18 protein-coding genes and 1 riboswitch are annotated in these 15,966 nt (G+C 56.7%); of the genes, 4 read left to right on the plus strand and 14 right to left on the minus strand.

What is annotated here, in order from left to right; translation table 11 throughout:
* Window positions 1–326: 326 nt before the first annotated feature.
* The gene (locus JYB85_RS10615; RefSeq protein WP_207379281.1) at window positions 327–1,145 is read left to right on the plus strand and encodes a substrate-binding periplasmic protein; all 819 of its coding nucleotides are present in this window, start codon (window positions 327–329) and stop codon (window positions 1,143–1,145) included.
* A gap of 57 nt (window positions 1,146–1,202) precedes the next feature.
* Here the strand turns inward: JYB85_RS10615 and JYB85_RS10620 are convergent, their stop codons facing one another.
* From JYB85_RS10620 to JYB85_RS10640, 5 genes are all read right to left on the minus strand, one after another.
* Entirely contained in the window at window positions 1,203–1,604 is a 402-nt protein-coding gene (locus JYB85_RS10620; RefSeq protein ID WP_207379282.1) for a hypothetical protein, read from the minus strand.
* A 44-nt stretch (window positions 1,605–1,648) separates the two neighbouring features.
* On the minus strand, window positions 1,649–2,101 hold the full coding sequence (locus JYB85_RS10625) for a GNAT family N-acetyltransferase (RefSeq protein WP_207379283.1): 453 nt from the start codon (window positions 2,099–2,101) through the stop codon (window positions 1,649–1,651).
* A gap of 33 nt (window positions 2,102–2,134) precedes the next feature.
* Complete coding sequence (locus tag JYB85_RS10630; RefSeq protein ID WP_207379284.1) at window positions 2,135–2,734, minus strand: GNAT family N-acetyltransferase; 600 nt, start codon at window positions 2,732–2,734, stop codon at window positions 2,135–2,137.
* Window positions 2,735–2,863: 129 nt separating this feature from the next.
* Window positions 2,864–3,478 (minus strand): 2OG-Fe(II) oxygenase, encoded by a 615-nt coding sequence (locus tag JYB85_RS10635; protein ID WP_207379285.1) that lies wholly within the window; start codon window positions 3,476–3,478, stop codon window positions 2,864–2,866.
* Between the two features lie 204 nt (window positions 3,479–3,682).
* On the minus strand, window positions 3,683–4,180 hold the full coding sequence (locus JYB85_RS10640) for a GNAT family N-acetyltransferase (RefSeq protein WP_207379286.1): 498 nt from the start codon (window positions 4,178–4,180) through the stop codon (window positions 3,683–3,685).
* 103 nt (window positions 4,181–4,283) lie between these two features.
* Between JYB85_RS10640 and JYB85_RS10645 the strand changes: the two genes are divergently transcribed.
* Both JYB85_RS10645 and JYB85_RS10650 read left to right on the plus strand, forming a co-directional pair.
* Window positions 4,284–4,895 (plus strand): chemotaxis protein, encoded by a 612-nt coding sequence (locus JYB85_RS10645; protein ID WP_207379287.1) that lies wholly within the window; start codon window positions 4,284–4,286, stop codon window positions 4,893–4,895.
* A gap of 20 nt (window positions 4,896–4,915) precedes the next feature.
* Window positions 4,916–5,647 carry an oxygen-binding di-iron domain-containing protein gene (locus JYB85_RS10650; protein WP_207379288.1) on the plus strand — a complete coding sequence of 244 codons (732 nt, stop codon included), beginning with the start codon at window positions 4,916–4,918 and terminating at the stop codon, window positions 5,645–5,647.
* Here the strand turns inward: JYB85_RS10650 and JYB85_RS10655 are convergent.
* The 9 genes from JYB85_RS10655 to hinT form a co-directional block, all read right to left on the minus strand.
* Window positions 5,644–6,192 (minus strand): NAD(P)H nitroreductase, encoded by a 549-nt coding sequence (locus tag JYB85_RS10655; RefSeq protein WP_207379289.1) that lies wholly within the window; start codon window positions 6,190–6,192, stop codon window positions 5,644–5,646. The two genes, JYB85_RS10650 and JYB85_RS10655, sit on opposite strands and share 4 nt — an antisense overlap.
* Window positions 6,193–6,285: 93 nt before the next feature.
* Window positions 6,286–6,894 (minus strand): HvfX family Cu-binding RiPP maturation protein, encoded by a 609-nt coding sequence (locus JYB85_RS10660; protein ID WP_207379290.1) that lies wholly within the window; start codon window positions 6,892–6,894, stop codon window positions 6,286–6,288.
* 56 nt (window positions 6,895–6,950) lie between these two features.
* Window positions 6,951–7,793 carry a DUF6279 family lipoprotein gene (locus tag JYB85_RS10665; protein ID WP_207379291.1) on the minus strand — a complete coding sequence of 281 codons (843 nt, stop codon included), beginning with the start codon at window positions 7,791–7,793 and terminating at the stop codon, window positions 6,951–6,953.
* A 359-nt stretch (window positions 7,794–8,152) separates the two neighbouring features.
* A complete protein-coding gene (locus tag JYB85_RS10670; protein ID WP_207379292.1) occupies window positions 8,153–9,103 on the minus strand; it encodes a phosphotransferase in 951 nt (316 codons plus the stop codon).
* The gene (gene pnuC / locus JYB85_RS10675; RefSeq protein ID WP_207382036.1) at window positions 9,100–9,741 is read right to left on the minus strand and encodes a nicotinamide riboside transporter PnuC; all 642 of its coding nucleotides are present in this window, start codon (window positions 9,739–9,741) and stop codon (window positions 9,100–9,102) included. The genes JYB85_RS10670 and pnuC overlap by 4 nt, the downstream gene beginning before the upstream one ends.
* Window positions 9,742–9,758: 17 nt before the next feature.
* Window positions 9,759–10,019: a YkoF family thiamine/hydroxymethylpyrimidine-binding protein gene (locus JYB85_RS10680; protein ID WP_207379293.1), complete on the minus strand. Its 261-nt coding sequence runs from the start codon at window positions 10,017–10,019 to the stop codon at window positions 9,759–9,761.
* A gap of 56 nt (window positions 10,020–10,075) precedes the next feature.
* Window positions 10,076–12,307: a TonB-dependent receptor gene (locus JYB85_RS10685; protein ID WP_207382037.1), complete on the minus strand. Its 2,232-nt coding sequence runs from the start codon at window positions 12,305–12,307 to the stop codon at window positions 10,076–10,078.
* A gap of 50 nt (window positions 12,308–12,357) precedes the next feature.
* Window positions 12,358–12,463: riboswitch (TPP riboswitch) on the minus strand.
* A 103-nt stretch (window positions 12,464–12,566) separates the two neighbouring features.
* The gene (locus JYB85_RS19070) at window positions 12,567–13,562 is read right to left on the minus strand and encodes a PaaI family thioesterase (protein WP_207322718.1); all 996 of its coding nucleotides are present in this window, start codon (window positions 13,560–13,562) and stop codon (window positions 12,567–12,569) included.
* Window positions 13,562–13,915, minus strand: a complete 354-nt coding sequence (gene hinT / locus JYB85_RS10695; protein ID WP_207322717.1) for a purine nucleoside phosphoramidase — start codon at window positions 13,913–13,915, stop codon at window positions 13,562–13,564. The genes JYB85_RS19070 and hinT overlap by 1 nt, the downstream gene beginning before the upstream one ends.
* 225 nt (window positions 13,916–14,140) lie before the next feature.
* On the opposite strand from hinT, the gene JYB85_RS10700 reads away from it, so the two are divergent.
* On the plus strand, window positions 14,141–15,901 hold the full coding sequence (locus tag JYB85_RS10700; RefSeq protein ID WP_207379294.1) for a M61 family metallopeptidase: 1,761 nt from the start codon (window positions 14,141–14,143) through the stop codon (window positions 15,899–15,901).
* Window positions 15,902–15,966 lie beyond the last annotated feature (65 nt).

Consider the following 15,966-nt stretch of genomic DNA (forward strand, 5'->3'; position numbering starts at 1 on the left):
AATGTTTATAGTTGATTATTATTTCGCGTTGCCGGAAACGGCTTCCCGGAAAACGGCGCTACTATAATCGAGCCAGGTTACATTCAGGTTGCATATGTAAATGAGATTTACCAAACCGTATGGCAAACCGGCTTGACGCCTGAGGTGCATTTTTAAGCATCCTGGATTTTTGCAGGTGCGGGGGCGCTGATTTGCTGCCGATTTACCGTACAAAGATCCCTTTGGCAAGCATAGGGGCATCTGTTATTCTGGAAAAATGCATTCAATATGCTCCTGTCACAGATATTTATTCCATAGCCGAGCAGCCATTAAAGAAGGAAATGCTGTTGCGATTACCTCCGGGACTGAGTTATCTGCTGTTATCCTTGCTACTTTGGGCTGGCAGGGTATCGGCTGAGCCGATAAAGGTCATAGTTGGCGGATATCCCTTTCCTCCCTATGTGATAAGCGCAGGCGAAGCCACCAAGGGCTTGGTGCCGGATCTGTTGGCGCTGCTCAATCGCACCCAAAAAGATTTTCAATTCGAGTTTGTGCCCACCAGCATAGAAAATCGCTACCAGGCATTCGAAATGCATCGCTTTGATTTGATCCTGTTTGAAAATCCAAAGTGGGGCTGGCAACACATTGCCAATCAGACCGTGGCCCTGGATGTGCAGGATGGCGAACCCTATATCGCCCTGAGCCGTAAGGTGAAAGATGACAGCTATTTCGACAATCTCGCCGATAAGCGTTTGGTTCTGGTGCGGGGCTATCACTACAGCCTGACCGAGTTCAGTTCAGACGAGCAATTCATCAAAAGCCGGTTTCTCGCCTCCCTGGTACCCAGCAATGAGGCCGCCATCAAGGCGATACTGCGTGAGCGGGGAGATGTGGCCCCTGTCACCTGGTCTTATCTGCAATATTACCTGGCACAGCATCCGGAGCAGCAGGACAAACTGACGGTATCCCAACGCTGGGATCAGCGTTATCAACACTATGCCCTGGTCCACCCGGAAAGTCCCATCAAATCGGCGACACTGCTGCGTCTGTTGGCCAAGGTGCAGCAGGATCAGGCATTTCATCAGCTACTCAGTCAATATCATCTGCTTTCCCAATCGGGGAACAGTGTGCCTGTGGGCACTGTCGCCATCCCGAAGCAAAAATGATGGCGCCAAATCCGTAATCAGGCACAACAAAAAGGAGACCCCAAGGTCTCCTTTTTGTTACATCTTTGACATGACCCAGTAGTCCAGCCGCGCCTCCGGATTGGCGAGTATGTCTTTGCATTGATCCTTGTATTTGGCCATCAAAGTCGCCAGGCTGCTGGAGCCGGCAAGGGAGGCTACCTGGCGCTCACGGGCTTCCTTGAGCATGGCTTCCACATCCGAACCAACGGCATATTTTCCGGCCAGTGACAGGGTATCGGTCGCAGACTGTTTGAGTCTTTCACCTACCACCTGCATTTGCGGCGCATCCTTCATGGCACTGATGGCTTCGGAGCTTATCTGGTAATAGGCGGCACAATCCACCAGCTCATTGGCAAGTGCCTGTTCGGCCTCACCGGCATGGGCACCGACACTCAGGAAAAATACCGCCAGCGTCAGGGCCTTTTTGTTTGGAGACATAGGTAATCCTCATCAGGGTTAATGAGGTCAAACTACTTTAGCCATCATTGAATATCAAGGTGATAGCTGAAAAATCCCTGCTCCCTGACAAATCCCTCAGCCTGATAAAGAGCCTGAGCCCGGGTATTGTTTGTGGCGGTTTCCAATTTGATGACGGCTATGCCCCGCTCCCTGGCACAGGCCTTGACCTGGGCCAGCAAGGCCTTGCCCACGCCAACACAACGGGCGTATTGAGTCACATACAGATCATTGAGAATAAAGATGGGCCTGGCCGCAATGGATGAAAAGCTGGGATAGATCTGGGCAAATCCCAGCCCCAGACCCTGCTGATCTGTGGCAATGAACAGCAGCGAAGATGACTCGGCCATCCGTGCGGCAATAAACCCCCTTGCCCGCTCCGGATCCGCTTGCTGACCATAAAACTGCCGATACTCGTCAAAGAGCGGCGCCAGTTGATCCAAATGTTCGCTGCCGGCCTGCTGTATCCTGAACGTCATAGTCTTGCATCCCTGTTGGCTATGGCGACCGGACTAGTGTGCGGTCTGGAATTGCTGTAAGCGAAAACGCAGGTTCTGCCTCACCGCCGGCCATTCGCTGTCAATGATGGAAAACACCACGGTATCGCGCACCGTGCCGTCTTTCAGCAGCTGGTGATTACGCAAGACCCCATCCTGCTTGGCCCCCAAGCGAGCTATCGCCGCGCGGGAGCGCTGATTGTGCCAATGGGTGCGAAACTCCACAGCCATTACGTCCAACACCTCGAAGGCATAACCGAGCAATAGCAGCTTGGTTTCGGTGTTAATGCCTGTACGCTGGGCGCGCTTGGCATACCAGGTGTAGCCAATTTCAAGGCGACGGTTTGGCTGATCCCAATTGCAAATACGGGTACAGCCAACCACTTCACCACTGTGCTTGCATCGGACCGCAAAAGCCAGCGCTTGCCCCGCCGCTTCCTGGGCCAGGGCCTTTTCCACGTAGGCTTTCATCTCATCCGGATGGGGGGCACTGGTGTACCAAATCTGCCACAGTTCGCCATCGGCCACCGCCAGGCTAAGCGCAGGTACGTGATCCAATGACAGGGGTTCCAACACTACCAGTTCGCCATCAAGGCAATTCGAACTTGTTACCATATCCAGACAGACGCCTCCTTTTACTACAGTCTGCCTTCTTTGTAACAAATTCGAGTGGGGGATGAACAGCAAAATTCCATTGAAAATTATGAATTTTTTATTCAAACCAATCGAAAGTTTGATACCAGCTCAGAATCCATGGCGACTGCCGGCAACCCGGAACCAACCGGCAATGCTGGCCCGTCTGACCTCGGTGGGCAGCACTTCGTGGGGGAAACGCTCGGACAGAAATATCACCAGTTTACCGTGAGTTGGCGCCACGGTTTCCAACAGCTGCTGCGTTTCATCATAAATAAGCAACTCGCCACCCTGTCCCGGTTGCCAATCGGGATTCATAAAATAAACCGTGGTCAGGATCCGGTTCTGGCTCCCCTTGAGGGCATCCACATGTTTGCGGTAAAAAGCGCCCGGTTCGTACAGGGCATAGTGGCTTTCATAGTCGAACAGACCCAGAAACAAGCGGCGGTTAAGCCCCTGCTTGAGCTGCTCCATCAGATCGAGATAGCGACAATCTGGCTCGTAATGGGATTCAAGCCAGCGGATCTTGTCCCTGCGTATATCCCGGTTGAGCTGCTGCTCAGCCCCACGGCCTATGGCCGCCGGACGCAATTCTTCCTCAAGCAGGCAACGACGCAACGCATCGGTCAACTCAGCAGGAAATACCTCGGATAAGCACAAATAGCCTTTATCCACCAACGCATCCGCAATCACATCCAGCACCGCTTCACTCAATTGCGAAACCATACATGCTACATCCAACAAGAGACTACGCTTTTTCTGTACTCAAAGGCCGGGAGGGAGAAGGCCTGATTTTTCGAGGTAGGGCGTCAATACAAGCCAGCACCTTTGGAGGGCAAAGGAACTGGCTCAAACAGAAATCGGCGGAATTCTAGGGGATAAACAGGAATTAAGCAATCTATTAATTGTGTTTAATATCAATGCGTTACGTCACACATAGAGCGCAACCTCGTGGGGAATGTTCGGCAATGTGACAAGGCGCTGATATTTAAGTCCCAACTTGAGCAGCAATTGGATGGAAGCCTGATTATCGGGATTGACTATGGCCACCACGGGATCGATACCCCGCTCAACCGCAAAGGCCATGGTGGCCCTCGCCGCTTCAAAGGCATAGCCCTGACCTTCAAAGGCCGGCAACAGTGCATAACCTATATCCACGTGCGGCAGGGTATCACGACGAATAAGGCCACACAGCCCCAACGGCATGCCATCAAGGCTGCGCTCCATCAACCAAAGGCCAAAGCCATTCTGTGCATAACTGGCAATGGGGCCGTCCATCAAATACTGGCGGGCCTGTTCCAGGGTGCGCACGCCCCGATCGCCGATATTGGTAATAAATCCCTGGGTGTTGAGTAATTCCAGCATAAAAGCGGCATCGGCGGCGGTCAGTTCCCGCAGGCGCAAACGCTCTGTCGTTAAGGGTTCCATTTGCTTGTCCCCGGAAGCGGCATCATGGGTTCATCATGCCTTCACCACTACCTTTTTTCCAGTACTGGCTATACTTTAGCCGTCACCATAGGGATGAAAGACAATGAAAGACCTGATACAAGGACGCAGACCCTACTACGTTACGGCAGCCATGGTCGCCGCCGAACTCAACCAGACCCTGGGCTGCTGCAAAGAAATCAATTTAACCGCCAGCAACGCCCAGGCCGCCTCGGCCCGCATCGGCAGCGCCGCCCTGGGCTTCAAGGCCCTGACCCATTACATAGATGAGCTGGCCGGGTACACCAAAAAGGCCGCCAATGACATCAACCAACTGGCCGGAGATGCCAGCAAGTTGGCGACCCAAACCGCACGTACCGCATTGGCCTTAAGTCACTTCCACCTGGCGCAGCGCAAGGCCGCCGACGCCAGATACAGGGCCAGTATGAACGAGGCCATAGAGCAGACCGAAAACAGCCTCAGTGAGCAGGAACAACAATTTCAGCGCATTCTCGACCGGATGCAGGGACAACTGGCGGATCTCAAACAATCCCTGCGCGGTGCCACCGCCCTCGCCTCCATCTGCCGGGTGGAGGCCTGCCGTATCGACAGCCGCTCCCAAGCCATTTTCGTGGACGTGGCCAACAAGGTCGACACAGTGGCGGCCCAAATTCGCCAGCGGGTCGATTGCGCCATTTCCCTGTTTGATTCCCATTAACCCATACCAAGGAAGGCACTATGAAAAGCCAGTTACTGGTGGAAACCCCGACACACAAGTGGTTGTATTTTGGCCGGGATCCTGAAAAAAATGACAAAATTATCGATACCAATCAGTACCTGGTCCAAAGTGGCAATCAATCACTCTTGATGGATCCCGGCGGCATAGAGCTGTTTGCCCCCATGCTGGCCAGCCTGGTACGCCACCTGCCGGTGGACCACCTCACTTATCTGTTCGCCTCCCACCAGGATCCGGACATCATCTCTTCACTGGGTCTGTGGGACCAAACCCTGCCCAAGGCCAAGCTGTATGCCCCCTGGTTATGGGAGGGCTTTATTCGCCACTTTGGTATGCACAACATCAGTTACGAGCCGCTGGACGACAAGGGTGGCAAGCTGCAGGTCGGTGAGGTGGAGTTGCAGTTTATTCCTGCCCATTACCTGCACGCCTCGGGCAACTTTCATGTGTACGATCCCGTGGCCAAGGTGCTGATGTCGGGGGATGTGGGCGCCGCCCTCGAAGGGGCTGAAGCGGATATTTTCGTCGATGATGTGGCCAGTCACATCCCCAAGATGGCCTATTTCCATCAACGCTGGATGCCGTCCAATCGGGCCAAGAATGACTGGGTCGCCAGGGTGCGGGAACTCAAGATTGACTATCTGTGCCCCCAACACGGGCGCATCTTCCGCGGCGAACAGGTCCAGGAGTTTCTGGACTGGTTCGCCAAGCTGGAAGTGGGGATCGCCGTCTAGAGCCAGCGGGCAAAAGCGCTGCCGTCACGGGTCGACTTGATGGGCGCCACCACCGCCGGAGTGCCAAGATAGAGAAAACCCACTATCTGATCCTGCTCACCCAGCCCCAGGGCCTGATTCACATTGGCATCGAAGGCGAAGTCACCGGTACGCCAGATCCCGCCCAGCCCCTGGGCGAAGGCCGCCATCTGCATCGCCATGGCGGCACAACCTGCCGCCAGTTGTTGCTCCAGCACAGGCACCTTGGGGTGGGGTTGGCACCTGGCCACTACGGTAATGACCATGGGCGCACGGTACACCATGGTTTGTGCCTTGTTGAGCGCCGCTTCATCGGCGCCGCGGGCCTTGGCCGCCGCCACATAGATGGCGGCCAGACGGTCCAGCCCTTCACCTGTGGCTATGATAAATTCGTAGGGATTGAGCCCGGCATGATCCGGTACCCGCGCCGCCGCATCCAGAATGACTTTCAGTTGTTGCTCATCGGGAGCCGGTGCCACCAGGCGCGGGCAGGACTGACGGGTCAGCAGCAGTGTCTTCGCATCCACTCTTATAATCCTTGTGATCTGTTTTGAAGGGGCAAGGATACCAAATTCCCCCGCCCAAAAGCGTAAAAATCCCGCCAACGGGCGGGACTTATTTCAGTGACCTGTGTGGCCGAAGCGCCGCGCCAGCCAATAGTCCAGGCTGCTGTAGCGACCTCCCCCCATGGCAAACAGCGCCAGCAGCATCACAAAATAGGTCATCGCAAACTCAATACCGTTGTTGAGTACCACAAATTTACCGCTGCCGGTGAGCCAGTCATAGTTGCCGTATTCCTGCAGGATCTCCCTGGCCCGCGCCAGGCGCTCGGCCGAGGCCATCACCTGCTCATTGGCAAGCCAGCTGGAAGGATCGGCAATGGCCAACCAGCCATTGCCCCAATGCACTGTGATTGCCGCCACCAACATGGTCACCATCAAGGGCACGGCAATCAAGCGAGTGCCCAATCCCAGCAGCAGCAATATGGCACCGAAAAACTCGCTGCCGGCGGCCAGGGCCGCCATCAGCTCGGGAAACGGCAGTCCCAGGCCCCAGTCCGGATTGGCAAACCAGGCTACGGTATCCTCAAAGTGACTCAGTTTGTTGTAGCCCGCCTGCAAGAGGATCGGTGCCAGATAAAGGCGCAATAACAGCGGGCCGCTGCTTTCCCCCGTCACACGGGCAAAAGCAACGAATTTATTCAGGCTGGAGGTGATAAAGTTGAGCATATTGGCCTCAGGGCTAAGGAAATGTCATGCTGCAACTGACCCGGTAATTACGGCATTTATTGCGCGTCAGCCGCCAATTCACGCAAATCTTCTATCAGATCATCGTATTCCCGCCACAGCTTGCGGCGCTGTTTGTCGGACAGGTCCTGGTAAATATCAAGCACCAGCCGACCGAAGTTTTCGGTGTTCTGCCTTACCGCCTGCTGGTGCGCCTCGGACTTGAGACGCTGGGGGGCGGTCATCAGCAGGGTCATGCGACTGCGCAGCAATGCCGCATCCTGGCGCTGATTCAGGGCCTGCTCAAACTGCCTGAGCCACTCATGGCGGTACTCCAGCCACATGTCCAGGGTGGCCAGACGATTGGCATTGCTGTTATGGATCAAGGCCTTTTGCCGCTCGCTGAGCTTGCCGAGCCACTTTTCCGCCTGTTGCTGCAAGCGTTTGTCGGACTCCTTGACCAACTGCTCCTGGGTCTTGCCCTGATATTCTTCGGCCAGTTCAGCCTCATCCTTGCGCAGCTGAGCGATGATTTCATCCACCTGAGCCTGGTTGAAGCTCTGGATCAGCGGCAGCAGGCCTTCAAGCCCATAGTCAAACAACCTGAACCAGTGTGCCTGGGCTCTGTCCATATGCTCGGCCCACAGCGCGGGGGTCAGGGTGCCCTGCTGCAGTTGTGTCTTGAGTTCGGTCAACTGCTCTGCGTAACGGTTAAGCTCCTCTCGTCTGTGCCACTTAAGGAAATCGTCAAGCAGCACATCGAATTGGTGCTGTTGGTTCCGGTCCAGGGTCACATAATCGTCCAGTTGCCATTCTATGGCCCAGTCGAGAAAGTAATAGGACATCTTGGTGGAACATCCCACCAGAACACACAGCATCAGTACCACCAGGGCACGCTTCATGGACAAGCTTCCTTGTTGTTCCGGAAAAATCAGACTAATGCAAGGCTAACAAGTGAACGGGAGCAAGGCTATCAATGCGAGAGACTCAGACGCTGGCCAATTGTAAGTATCTGTTAAACCAAAGCAGAAACACCTTGTCGTTACTGCCGGCCGCCATCAACAGCGCCCGGTATATGACAGCAAAATACCCTGTGCATGGAGAGAATCGAGTCAAATACCGGCTCAGGCACTGGCCAGTTGCAGGTATCTGTCAAACCACAGCAGAAAAACCTTGTCGTTACTGCCGGCCGCCATCAACAGCGCCCGGCATATGACAGCAAAATACGCTGTGCATAACGAAAACCAGATCAAATGCCGGCTCAGGCACTGGCCAGTTGCAGGTATCTGTCAAACCACAGCAGAAACACCTTGTCGCCACTGCCGGCCGCCATCAACAGCGCCCAGATGGCGGCGAAATGCCAGTGCATGGCCAGGGCATCCCCCAGCAGAGTGGTATCTTGCGGCTGCAACTGTGGGTGCCAGGCCAGATAATCCTGCGCCAATCCGCTACGCTCTGCGGCGCTCAACTGATGGGATGCCAGCACGGTCGCCAGATCCCACAGCGGGTGGGAGGCACAGCTGAATTCAAAGTCGATTGCGAAGAGTCGGCCTTCGTGATGCAGCAGATTGAGCGGTGACAGATCCCTGTGGGCATATTGCAACGGCAGACGCCTGTGCTCCAAACGCGCCAGGTGAGCTTCGATAGTAGGCAGCCTCGCTTGCAACTGCCCATGGGCCCTCAGCCACTCGCCGTCCGCATCCGGGCAGCTTAACGAGCAGCCAGCCAAAGCCCCTTGATAATCCTGCCACTGCTGGCTGAAACCTTTGTGATTGGCGGGCACGGGCAAGGTTGCCAGGCCTTGAAGCAGTTCAAACAACAGCCTTGCCCGCACCGAGCGCTCAGGCTCGAGATCATGCTCTTGCTCGGTATCAGCTGAGTGCCACTCACGCCAAGCCAGTTCGGTATTGAGCTCATGCCAGTTGCCATCCTCAAGCCAGGGGGCCAGATAACACTGGCCGTCAGCGCTGACGGCTAATAATTTGGGGGCCAGACCGGCATCGCTGGCCAGACGCCAGTTGGCGGCTTCGAACTCGCGCTGGCAAAAGGCGCTGCAAGCGGCTGAGTTCACCCTGAGCACCCAATGACTGTCACCAAGGCTCAGGCGATAGTTGCTGTTGCTGAGTCCCAGGGTCAGGGGCTCAACAGTGGCCTGTGCCAATCCCTGGGCGGCGACAAAGGCCAAGGCATTGGCCGGCAGCACTGACATCATCCGGCAACAGCCTCGGCTTCCTCGGCCATGGTGCTGCGCCAGAGGAAGAATCCCCCCACCGCCAGGCCCACGTAAAGCACAAACAACAAGGACGTCAGCATCAGCCCCTTGCTGAGGTAGAGATAAATGGATACCAGATCTATCACCACCCAATAGAGCCAGTTTTCCAACACTTTTCGGGCCACCAGATAGGTGGTCATCACGGCAAAGCAGGTGGTGGCGGCATCCAGATAGGGAAAAGAGGCCTGGGTAAAGTTGGCCATCAGATAGCCCACGGCCAGGCTGACGATGGAGGTCAGCGCAATCAAGCGTAAATGGGTTGCCAGCGGCCAACTGCACACCTGCACCCCGTGGTGTCGCTCCCCGCCCCTGCTCCATTGCCAATAACCATAGAAGGCCATGGCCATGTAATACACATTGAGCAAGGATTCCATCAGCAACATCACCTTGAAAAACAGCACGGTGTAGATGGCGGTGCTGAGGAACGCCGCCGCCCAGCACCAGATGCTGGCGCGCATGGCAAGCAGCAGATACGCCAGCGCCAACAGCACGGCCACACCTTCCCACACCGTCATGGCCTGCATCTCACCGAGCGCCGTTTGCAAGGGGGTCATCAGGGCGCCAAACCAGGCCGTCATTGCTTCTGCCACGTCCGTCACTCGCTGTGGCCCAGATCCAGGGCGCCACCGATAAATTTACAGACAAATACCGCCTTGCCGAACTGCTGGTGGGCGGCCTGCATCTCGGTGGTCAACATCTGCATCACCTCGGCATAGTCCCCAACCACCTGGGTCGCCATGGCATTGGTGCGGCGCTCAATATTGGGATAGCTGTCCAGGCGCTGAATAAACCAACGGATGGGAGCCACATAGTCTTCCTTAAGCGGGTACATGCTGATTTCGGCTGTCAGTTTCATTACTTTTTTCCTCCGGCGGGCCCCGCTGTTAACCGGGCCCCCCTGTTTTCTGCGGATTACATCAGGCGCAAATCAAAGGTCAGGCCAAAGGCCCTTGGATCGCCATAACGTATGTATTGCTTATCGGCCCAACCATTGTCCGGCTCATTGCCGAAGTAGAAGCCGCGCACCCCGTATTCCTTGTCCAGCAGGTTGCGACCCCAGAGAAACAGGGACCAGGCATCGGCCTCGTAACCCATTCTGGCGTTCACTACCCCATAGCCTTTGGACTTGGAATCATTGGAGTCAGAATAGTAGAACTGGCTCTTGCCGTTGGCATTGAGGTTGACAAAGAAACCGCGATCGCTGCGCCAGGTGCTACCGACCGCCCAGGTCCAGTTGGGGGCATGGGCCAGCTCACGGCCGCTGAGATCCACCTCACCGCCGTACTTGTCCTGATAGCTGTAGTCACCGTATTCGGTTTGCAGATAGCCTACACTGCCGTAAAAGTGCAGGTTGTCGCTGGCGTACCAGTTACCTTCCAGCTCGGCGCCGTAGTTGCTGGAGCTGCCAGCGTTTTCGGTAAACAGAATAAAGCGCTGCGGCTTATCGGGATCCTGCTGGGAAGCGGATACCTGTTGATCTTGTCTGTCCATGTAGAACAGCGCCAGCTTGGTGTCGGCATTGCCCTCGAAGAAGCTGGATTTGAGACCGATTTCATAGTTGTAAAGGATCTCGGTATCAAACTCCTTCTTGTCGGCCAGCTCCATCGGCAGCGACATGTTGAAACCACCGGCCTTGTAGCCGCGGGCCAATCGCAGATAGAGATTGTGGTTGTCGTTGAGGGCCTTACCAAGGGCAATATGGCCGCCCCACATGGTTTCGGACGGGTCAAAGGCATCACCGGCATCGTCACTGTAATCGGCATGACGACGCTCCAGACGCGCACCGACCGACAGGTTGTAGCCCTGGCCGAGATCGCTGTCGAGCTGGCCAAACAGCGCCAGGTTGCGGGCCTCGTAGCTGGAGATAAGCATTTCATCGGGCCAAGCGTTGTAGAAGGACTCGGTGTTATTGTCCTCCTTGAGATCCATGCCGTAGAGTCCCAGCAACCAGTCGGTGCTGCCATCAAAGATACGGCCCGCATCCGTGCTGGTCAGGCGAAATTCCTGGGACACTGTGGCCCTGTCACCGCGCTTGTCCCAAGTGTAATCGTATTGACAGGGCAACAGCTCCTCATAGTCGCCGTTGCCATTGACATCGTAATCATCGACGCACTGTCTCGCCGCCCAGAATTCGGGGTTGGCCCAGTCGCCGTCATAGCCATGGTGATGATCGGTGGCGGCGTAGGATGTGAGCGAGGTCAGTTCGGCCCCCTCAATATCGGTGAAATGCAGCTTGAGGCCTATGCCTGTGCTGCGCTGATTGTCTGTGCCCGGCGCATCGGTGAGGGTATCGAAACCATTGTTGTCCAACGTCCAGGCATCGTAACCGTTGTCAAAGTTGGCGTGCATCAGCACCAGATCGGCCTGGGTGGTGTCGCTGGCATACCAGCGCAGCTTGGCCCGCAGCGACAGTTCGTCACGTTCGTTGGTGTCGCTGCGTCCCAGATACGGGTTGTCCCGGAAGCCGTCCTGATAATGCTTCTCCAGTGCCACCCGATACAGTAGTTCCCCCGAGTCCATCATGGGGCCTGAGCTGAAACCGCTGAAGGTGCGCAGATTGTCATTACCCAGCGACACCCTGGCGCCGTGCTCAAAGGTCTCTGTGGGGTCCTTGCTTTTCAGGTAAATCAGACCGGCAAGGGCGTTGGCGCCGTAGCGGGTTCCCTGGGGGCCGCGCAGCACTTCCGCCTGCTGCATGTCGTACATACTGGACACCATACCCAGACCCGACAGGTCGATATCATCAATCAGGTAGCCGATGGAGGAGTTGGGCGCGCCCTTGTATTCTTCCTGCTCGCCAACACCGCGAATTTGGAAATAGCGGGGTCTGGAAGTACCGCCAGACCAGTTGAAGTTGGCCACAGTGCCGAGCAGATCTTCAAAATGACGGGCGCCCTCATCCTCGATTTTCTGCGCATCTATCACGGTCACACTGGAGGGAATTTTTTCCACCGCAATACCGCGAAAATCGGCGGTCACCAACATGACTTCCATGGCTTCGGGATCGGCACCGGCCTTGTCGGAAGGCGCGTCGGCGGCCTGTACCGCGACCGAGCCCAGGGCAGCCGCAATCGCCAGGGCCACAGGCGCCTTGGTCAGGAGCTGAGAAGAAAAACTTTTACTGAACGATGTCTTGCTCAAAATAGGACCTCAAATGTCTGGTTTGAGATCCGGCAACGCTTTAGCGGATTAGAAGTGTGCAGATGGCCCATTCCTACGCCGGTATCAGCCGGATCAGGTTCTAAGGGTTTGTCATGTGACATCTCAGTCTGCAATCGGCAGACACCCCTTGGCAGCGAGGATTATACCCGAGTCAAAAAGCAAAGTGATACTTTTGTTGCAAGCCATTAATGAAAATCGGCGCCCTGTCACGGCGCCGATTTCAGCACTTCAAGGCCGTCGCTCAATCTATGAGGAAGTGGGCCCTGGCGGTGGACACCAGTTGCTTGCGATTGGTCTGCCAACAGTTGATGTTGACGTTGGCTACCCTGCGCCCCTGGCGGGTGATGCGGCACTCGGCAAAGGTATCCTTGTGGTAACCGGCCCTCAGGTAGTCGATGGAGAAATCCACCACCTTGGGCACCCTGGAGGTCTGCATAAACACCATCAGCTGCACTATGGCAGACATTTCCATAAAGCCGGCAATCACACCGCCGTGGATAGCCGGTACCACGGGATTGCCTATGTTGGTGTCTTTGGCCGGCAGGCGGAACACCAGTTCATCACCAAAGCGCGAAGCCTCCATGCCGATAAAGCGGGCATAGGGCACCTGCTCCAGCAGGGGGCTGAAGTCGTTAAGTTCGGTTACCTGACGCACTATCTGCTTCACATCCAGGGCCGCGGCCGCGCCATCCCCGGGTTTCTGGGCTTCGGCCTGCAGGCTTTGCACCTGTGGCCCCAGCACATGCCCAGGCTCCAGCAGCGCCTGGCGGAACTTCTCACCCACCATTTCCGGACTGATCCGCATAAAGGCGCCCACGGCATGGGCGATTGGCTTATCTATGCTGTCCTGGTAGGCGATGGCGCGGGTAAAGGCGATGTTGGATGACAGGCGGTAACACTCGGCAAAACCGTAGACGCTCTTGTTGGGTTCGGCCGGGCGCATATAGTCCACCCGCAGATCCAGGGTGGGTGAAATCTCCAGCGAACCGAATTGCTGCTGAATGGCACAGACCACGGCGCAGCCGCAGGCGGTGTCCATCAAGGTGGTGATCACCCCACCGTGGATAACCCCGGTGTCCGGATAGCCAATCAAGGCGCGGCTGTAGGGCAGTTCAATCAGCACATGGTGCTCACTGGCCTCCAGTACCGACAAGCCCAGGCGCCGGCACTGGGCCAGCTGATTGACAAAACGGCTGGCCAGCTCGGTCAGGGGAAAGAACTCGGGATTGACCTTCATCAGCGCAGGCTCACCATGGGGCCAAGGGGCGCGCCGCCCAGCAGGTGCAGGTGAATGTGATACACCTCCTGCCCGCCGTGACGGTTGCAGTTCATGATAATGCGGTAACCGTCCTCGGCAATGCCCGCCTCGGCGGCAAGCTTGGCCGCCACTGTCACCATACGGCCCAGAGCCAATTCATCCGAGGCCTTGACGTCGTTGGTCGTGGGGATCAGGTGATTGGGCACGATAAGAATGTGGGTCGGCGCCTTGGGATGAATATCGCGAAACGCGGTCACCAAATCGTCTTGGTACAGAATTTCGGCGGGAATTTCACGGCGAATAATTTTGCTGAAAATGGTTTCTTCGGCCATCTTGGACTCCGACTGGGGCTGAGTGATGATAGTTAGGCTTCTGCCATAGAATTCAATGACATTATAATAGCAAGCCAGCGCCTTGCGCGAGCGGCACAGGCAGACGGGTCAAGACGTTTTTCCCTTTTGCAGCCCGGATTGAGCTGGCCGGACCGCACGGCGTTTGCGTCGCAGCGGCTTTTTTGGCAGCATGGCTGCCACTGAATTTCCCCAGGATTTATACCCATGATCCATTACCAGATTGACGCCTGCGATCCCAAGGCCCACCTGTTTTCCGTTACCCTGCTGCTGAGCCAACCGGCGAAAAACCAGCGCCTCACCCTGCCCGCCTGGATCCCCGGCAGCTACATGGTGCGCGACTTCGCCCGTAACCTGATTGGCCTGAGCGCCAGCACCGCGGGCCACAAGGTCGGAATTACCCAACTGGACAAGCAAACCTGGCAGCTGGACTGTAACGGCACTGCGCCGGTCAGCATCAAATATCAGGTCTATGCCTTTGACCTCTCGGTGCGCAGCGCTCACCTCGACATGACCCACGGCTTTTTCAACGGTTCCAGCGTGTTCCTGGCGGTGGAAGGTCAGGAGCAGCTGCCCCACAGGGTCAGCATCAGCGCTCCCAAGGACAGCGCACTGGCCCACTGGCGCCTTGCCACCACATTGCCGCGCTCAAGCGGCGAGGCCTGGGGCTTTGGCGAATTCGAGGCCGAAAGCTACGATGCCCTTATCGATCATCCGGTGGAGATGGGTGATTTCACCCTGGCAAGCTTTGAGGCCCGCGGCGTGCCACACCATGTGGTGCTGAGCGGTCGCCATCGCTGCCACATGGACCGCCTGTGCCAGGATCTCAAGGCCATCTGCGAAACCCAGATAGACATGTTCGCCACCCCGGCGCCCTTCAGTGAATACCTGTTCATGACGACCGTGCTGGACAATGGCTTTGGCGGCCTGGAGCACCGCAGCTCCACCGCCCTGGTATGCTCACGCAAGGATCTGCCCCTGACCCAGGATGCCGAGGTCAACCGCGACTACCGGGTGTACCTGTCCCTGTGCAGCCACGAGTACTTCCACAGCTGGAACGTCAAGCGCATCAAACCCAAGCGCTTCTTGCCATATGAACTGGCGGCCGAGAGCTATACCCGTCAGCTGTGGGCCTATGAAGGCATCACTTCTTACTATGACGATCTGCTGACCCTGAGGGCCGGCCGGGTCGATGTGAGCCAGTATCTGGACATGCTGAGCGAGACCATGACCCGGGTCTACCGTGGCACGGGCCGCTTCAAGCAGAGCCTGCTGGATTCCAGCTTCAACGCCTGGACCAAGTTCTACAAGCAGGATGAGAATGCCCAGAACGCCATCGTCAGCTATTACACCAAGGGCGCCCTGTTTGCCCTGATGCTGGATCTGGTGCTGCGCCGCGATGCCGGCAAGTCCCTCGACGATGTGATGCGCCTGTTGTGGCAGCGCCACGGCCTGACCGCCATAGGCACGGATGATGACACCCATCAGCAACTGGTGAGTGAACTGCTGGGACGGGATGCCGCCGAGCTGTTTGCCTGGCTTGATAACACAGAAGATTTGCCGCTTGCCGAACTGCTGGCGGAATTTGGCGTCAGGATGGAGCTGAGGGCCGCCTCGGGTCAAAGCGACAATGGCGGCGGCAAGCCAACACCACTGAAGCTGAGCCTGGGCGCCAAGTACAAGGCCGAGGGCCTGGGGGTGCGCATCCAGACGGTCGCCGAGGGCGGAGCCGCCCACAGTGCCGGACTCAGCGCCGGCGATCTGCTGATCGCCGCCGACGGTTTGCAGGTCAATGGCAACTTTGAAAGCCTGCTGCAGGGCTTTGAGCCTGGCGGTGAAATCACCCTGCACTGGTTCCGCCGTGACGAGCTGATGACGGGCTCACTGCCGCTGCGCTCAGCGCCACTGGATACAGTGTCGCTGCACCTGGAAGATGAAAGCAAAATCAAGGCCTGGCTCGATTGTTAAGCCCTGGGCCATAAAAAGCAGACAATAAAAAACGGGGCCTAGCCCCGTTTTTTTATGTCCTGAAC

The organism is Shewanella sedimentimangrovi (assembly GCF_017354965.1).
GTDB lineage: Bacteria > Pseudomonadota > Gammaproteobacteria > Enterobacterales > Shewanellaceae > Shewanella > Shewanella cyperi.

Bases quoted from the DNA above. Each gene is read 5' to 3' on its own strand.
- JYB85_RS10620 (WP_207379282.1), bottom strand. From the start codon at position 1,604: ATGTCTCCAAACAAAAAGGCCCTGACGCTGGCGGTATTTTTCCTGAGT.
- JYB85_RS10625 (WP_207379283.1), bottom strand. From the start codon at position 2,101: ATGACGTTCAGGATACAGCAGGCCGGCAGCGAACATTTGGATCAACTG.
- JYB85_RS10630 (WP_207379284.1), bottom strand. From the start codon at position 2,734: ATGGTAACAAGTTCGAATTGCCTTGATGGCGAACTGGTAGTGTTGGAA.
- JYB85_RS10635 (WP_207379285.1), bottom strand. From the start codon at position 3,478: ATGGTTTCGCAATTGAGTGAAGCGGTGCTGGATGTGATTGCGGATGCG.
- JYB85_RS10640 (WP_207379286.1), bottom strand. From the start codon at position 4,180: ATGGAACCCTTAACGACAGAGCGTTTGCGCCTGCGGGAACTGACCGCC.
- JYB85_RS10645 (WP_207379287.1), top strand. From the start codon at position 4,284: ATGAAAGACCTGATACAAGGACGCAGACCCTACTACGTTACGGCAGCC.
- JYB85_RS10650 (WP_207379288.1), top strand. From the start codon at position 4,916: ATGAAAAGCCAGTTACTGGTGGAAACCCCGACACACAAGTGGTTGTAT.
- JYB85_RS10660 (WP_207379290.1), bottom strand. From the start codon at position 6,894: ATGCTCAACTTTATCACCTCCAGCCTGAATAAATTCGTTGCTTTTGCC.
- JYB85_RS10665 (WP_207379291.1), bottom strand. From the start codon at position 7,793: ATGAAGCGTGCCCTGGTGGTACTGATGCTGTGTGTTCTGGTGGGATGT.
- JYB85_RS10670 (WP_207379292.1), bottom strand. From the start codon at position 9,103: ATGATGTCAGTGCTGCCGGCCAATGCCTTGGCCTTTGTCGCCGCCCAG.
- pnuC (WP_207382036.1), bottom strand. From the start codon at position 9,741: ATGACGGCCTGGTTTGGCGCCCTGATGACCCCCTTGCAAACGGCGCTC.
- JYB85_RS10680 (WP_207379293.1), bottom strand. From the start codon at position 10,019: ATGAAACTGACAGCCGAAATCAGCATGTACCCGCTTAAGGAAGACTAT.
- JYB85_RS19070 (WP_207322718.1), bottom strand. From the start codon at position 13,562: ATGAAGGTCAATCCCGAGTTCTTTCCCCTGACCGAGCTGGCCAGCCGT.
- hinT (WP_207322717.1), bottom strand. From the start codon at position 13,915: ATGGCCGAAGAAACCATTTTCAGCAAAATTATTCGCCGTGAAATTCCC.
- JYB85_RS10700 (WP_207379294.1), top strand. From the start codon at position 14,141: ATGATCCATTACCAGATTGACGCCTGCGATCCCAAGGCCCACCTGTTT.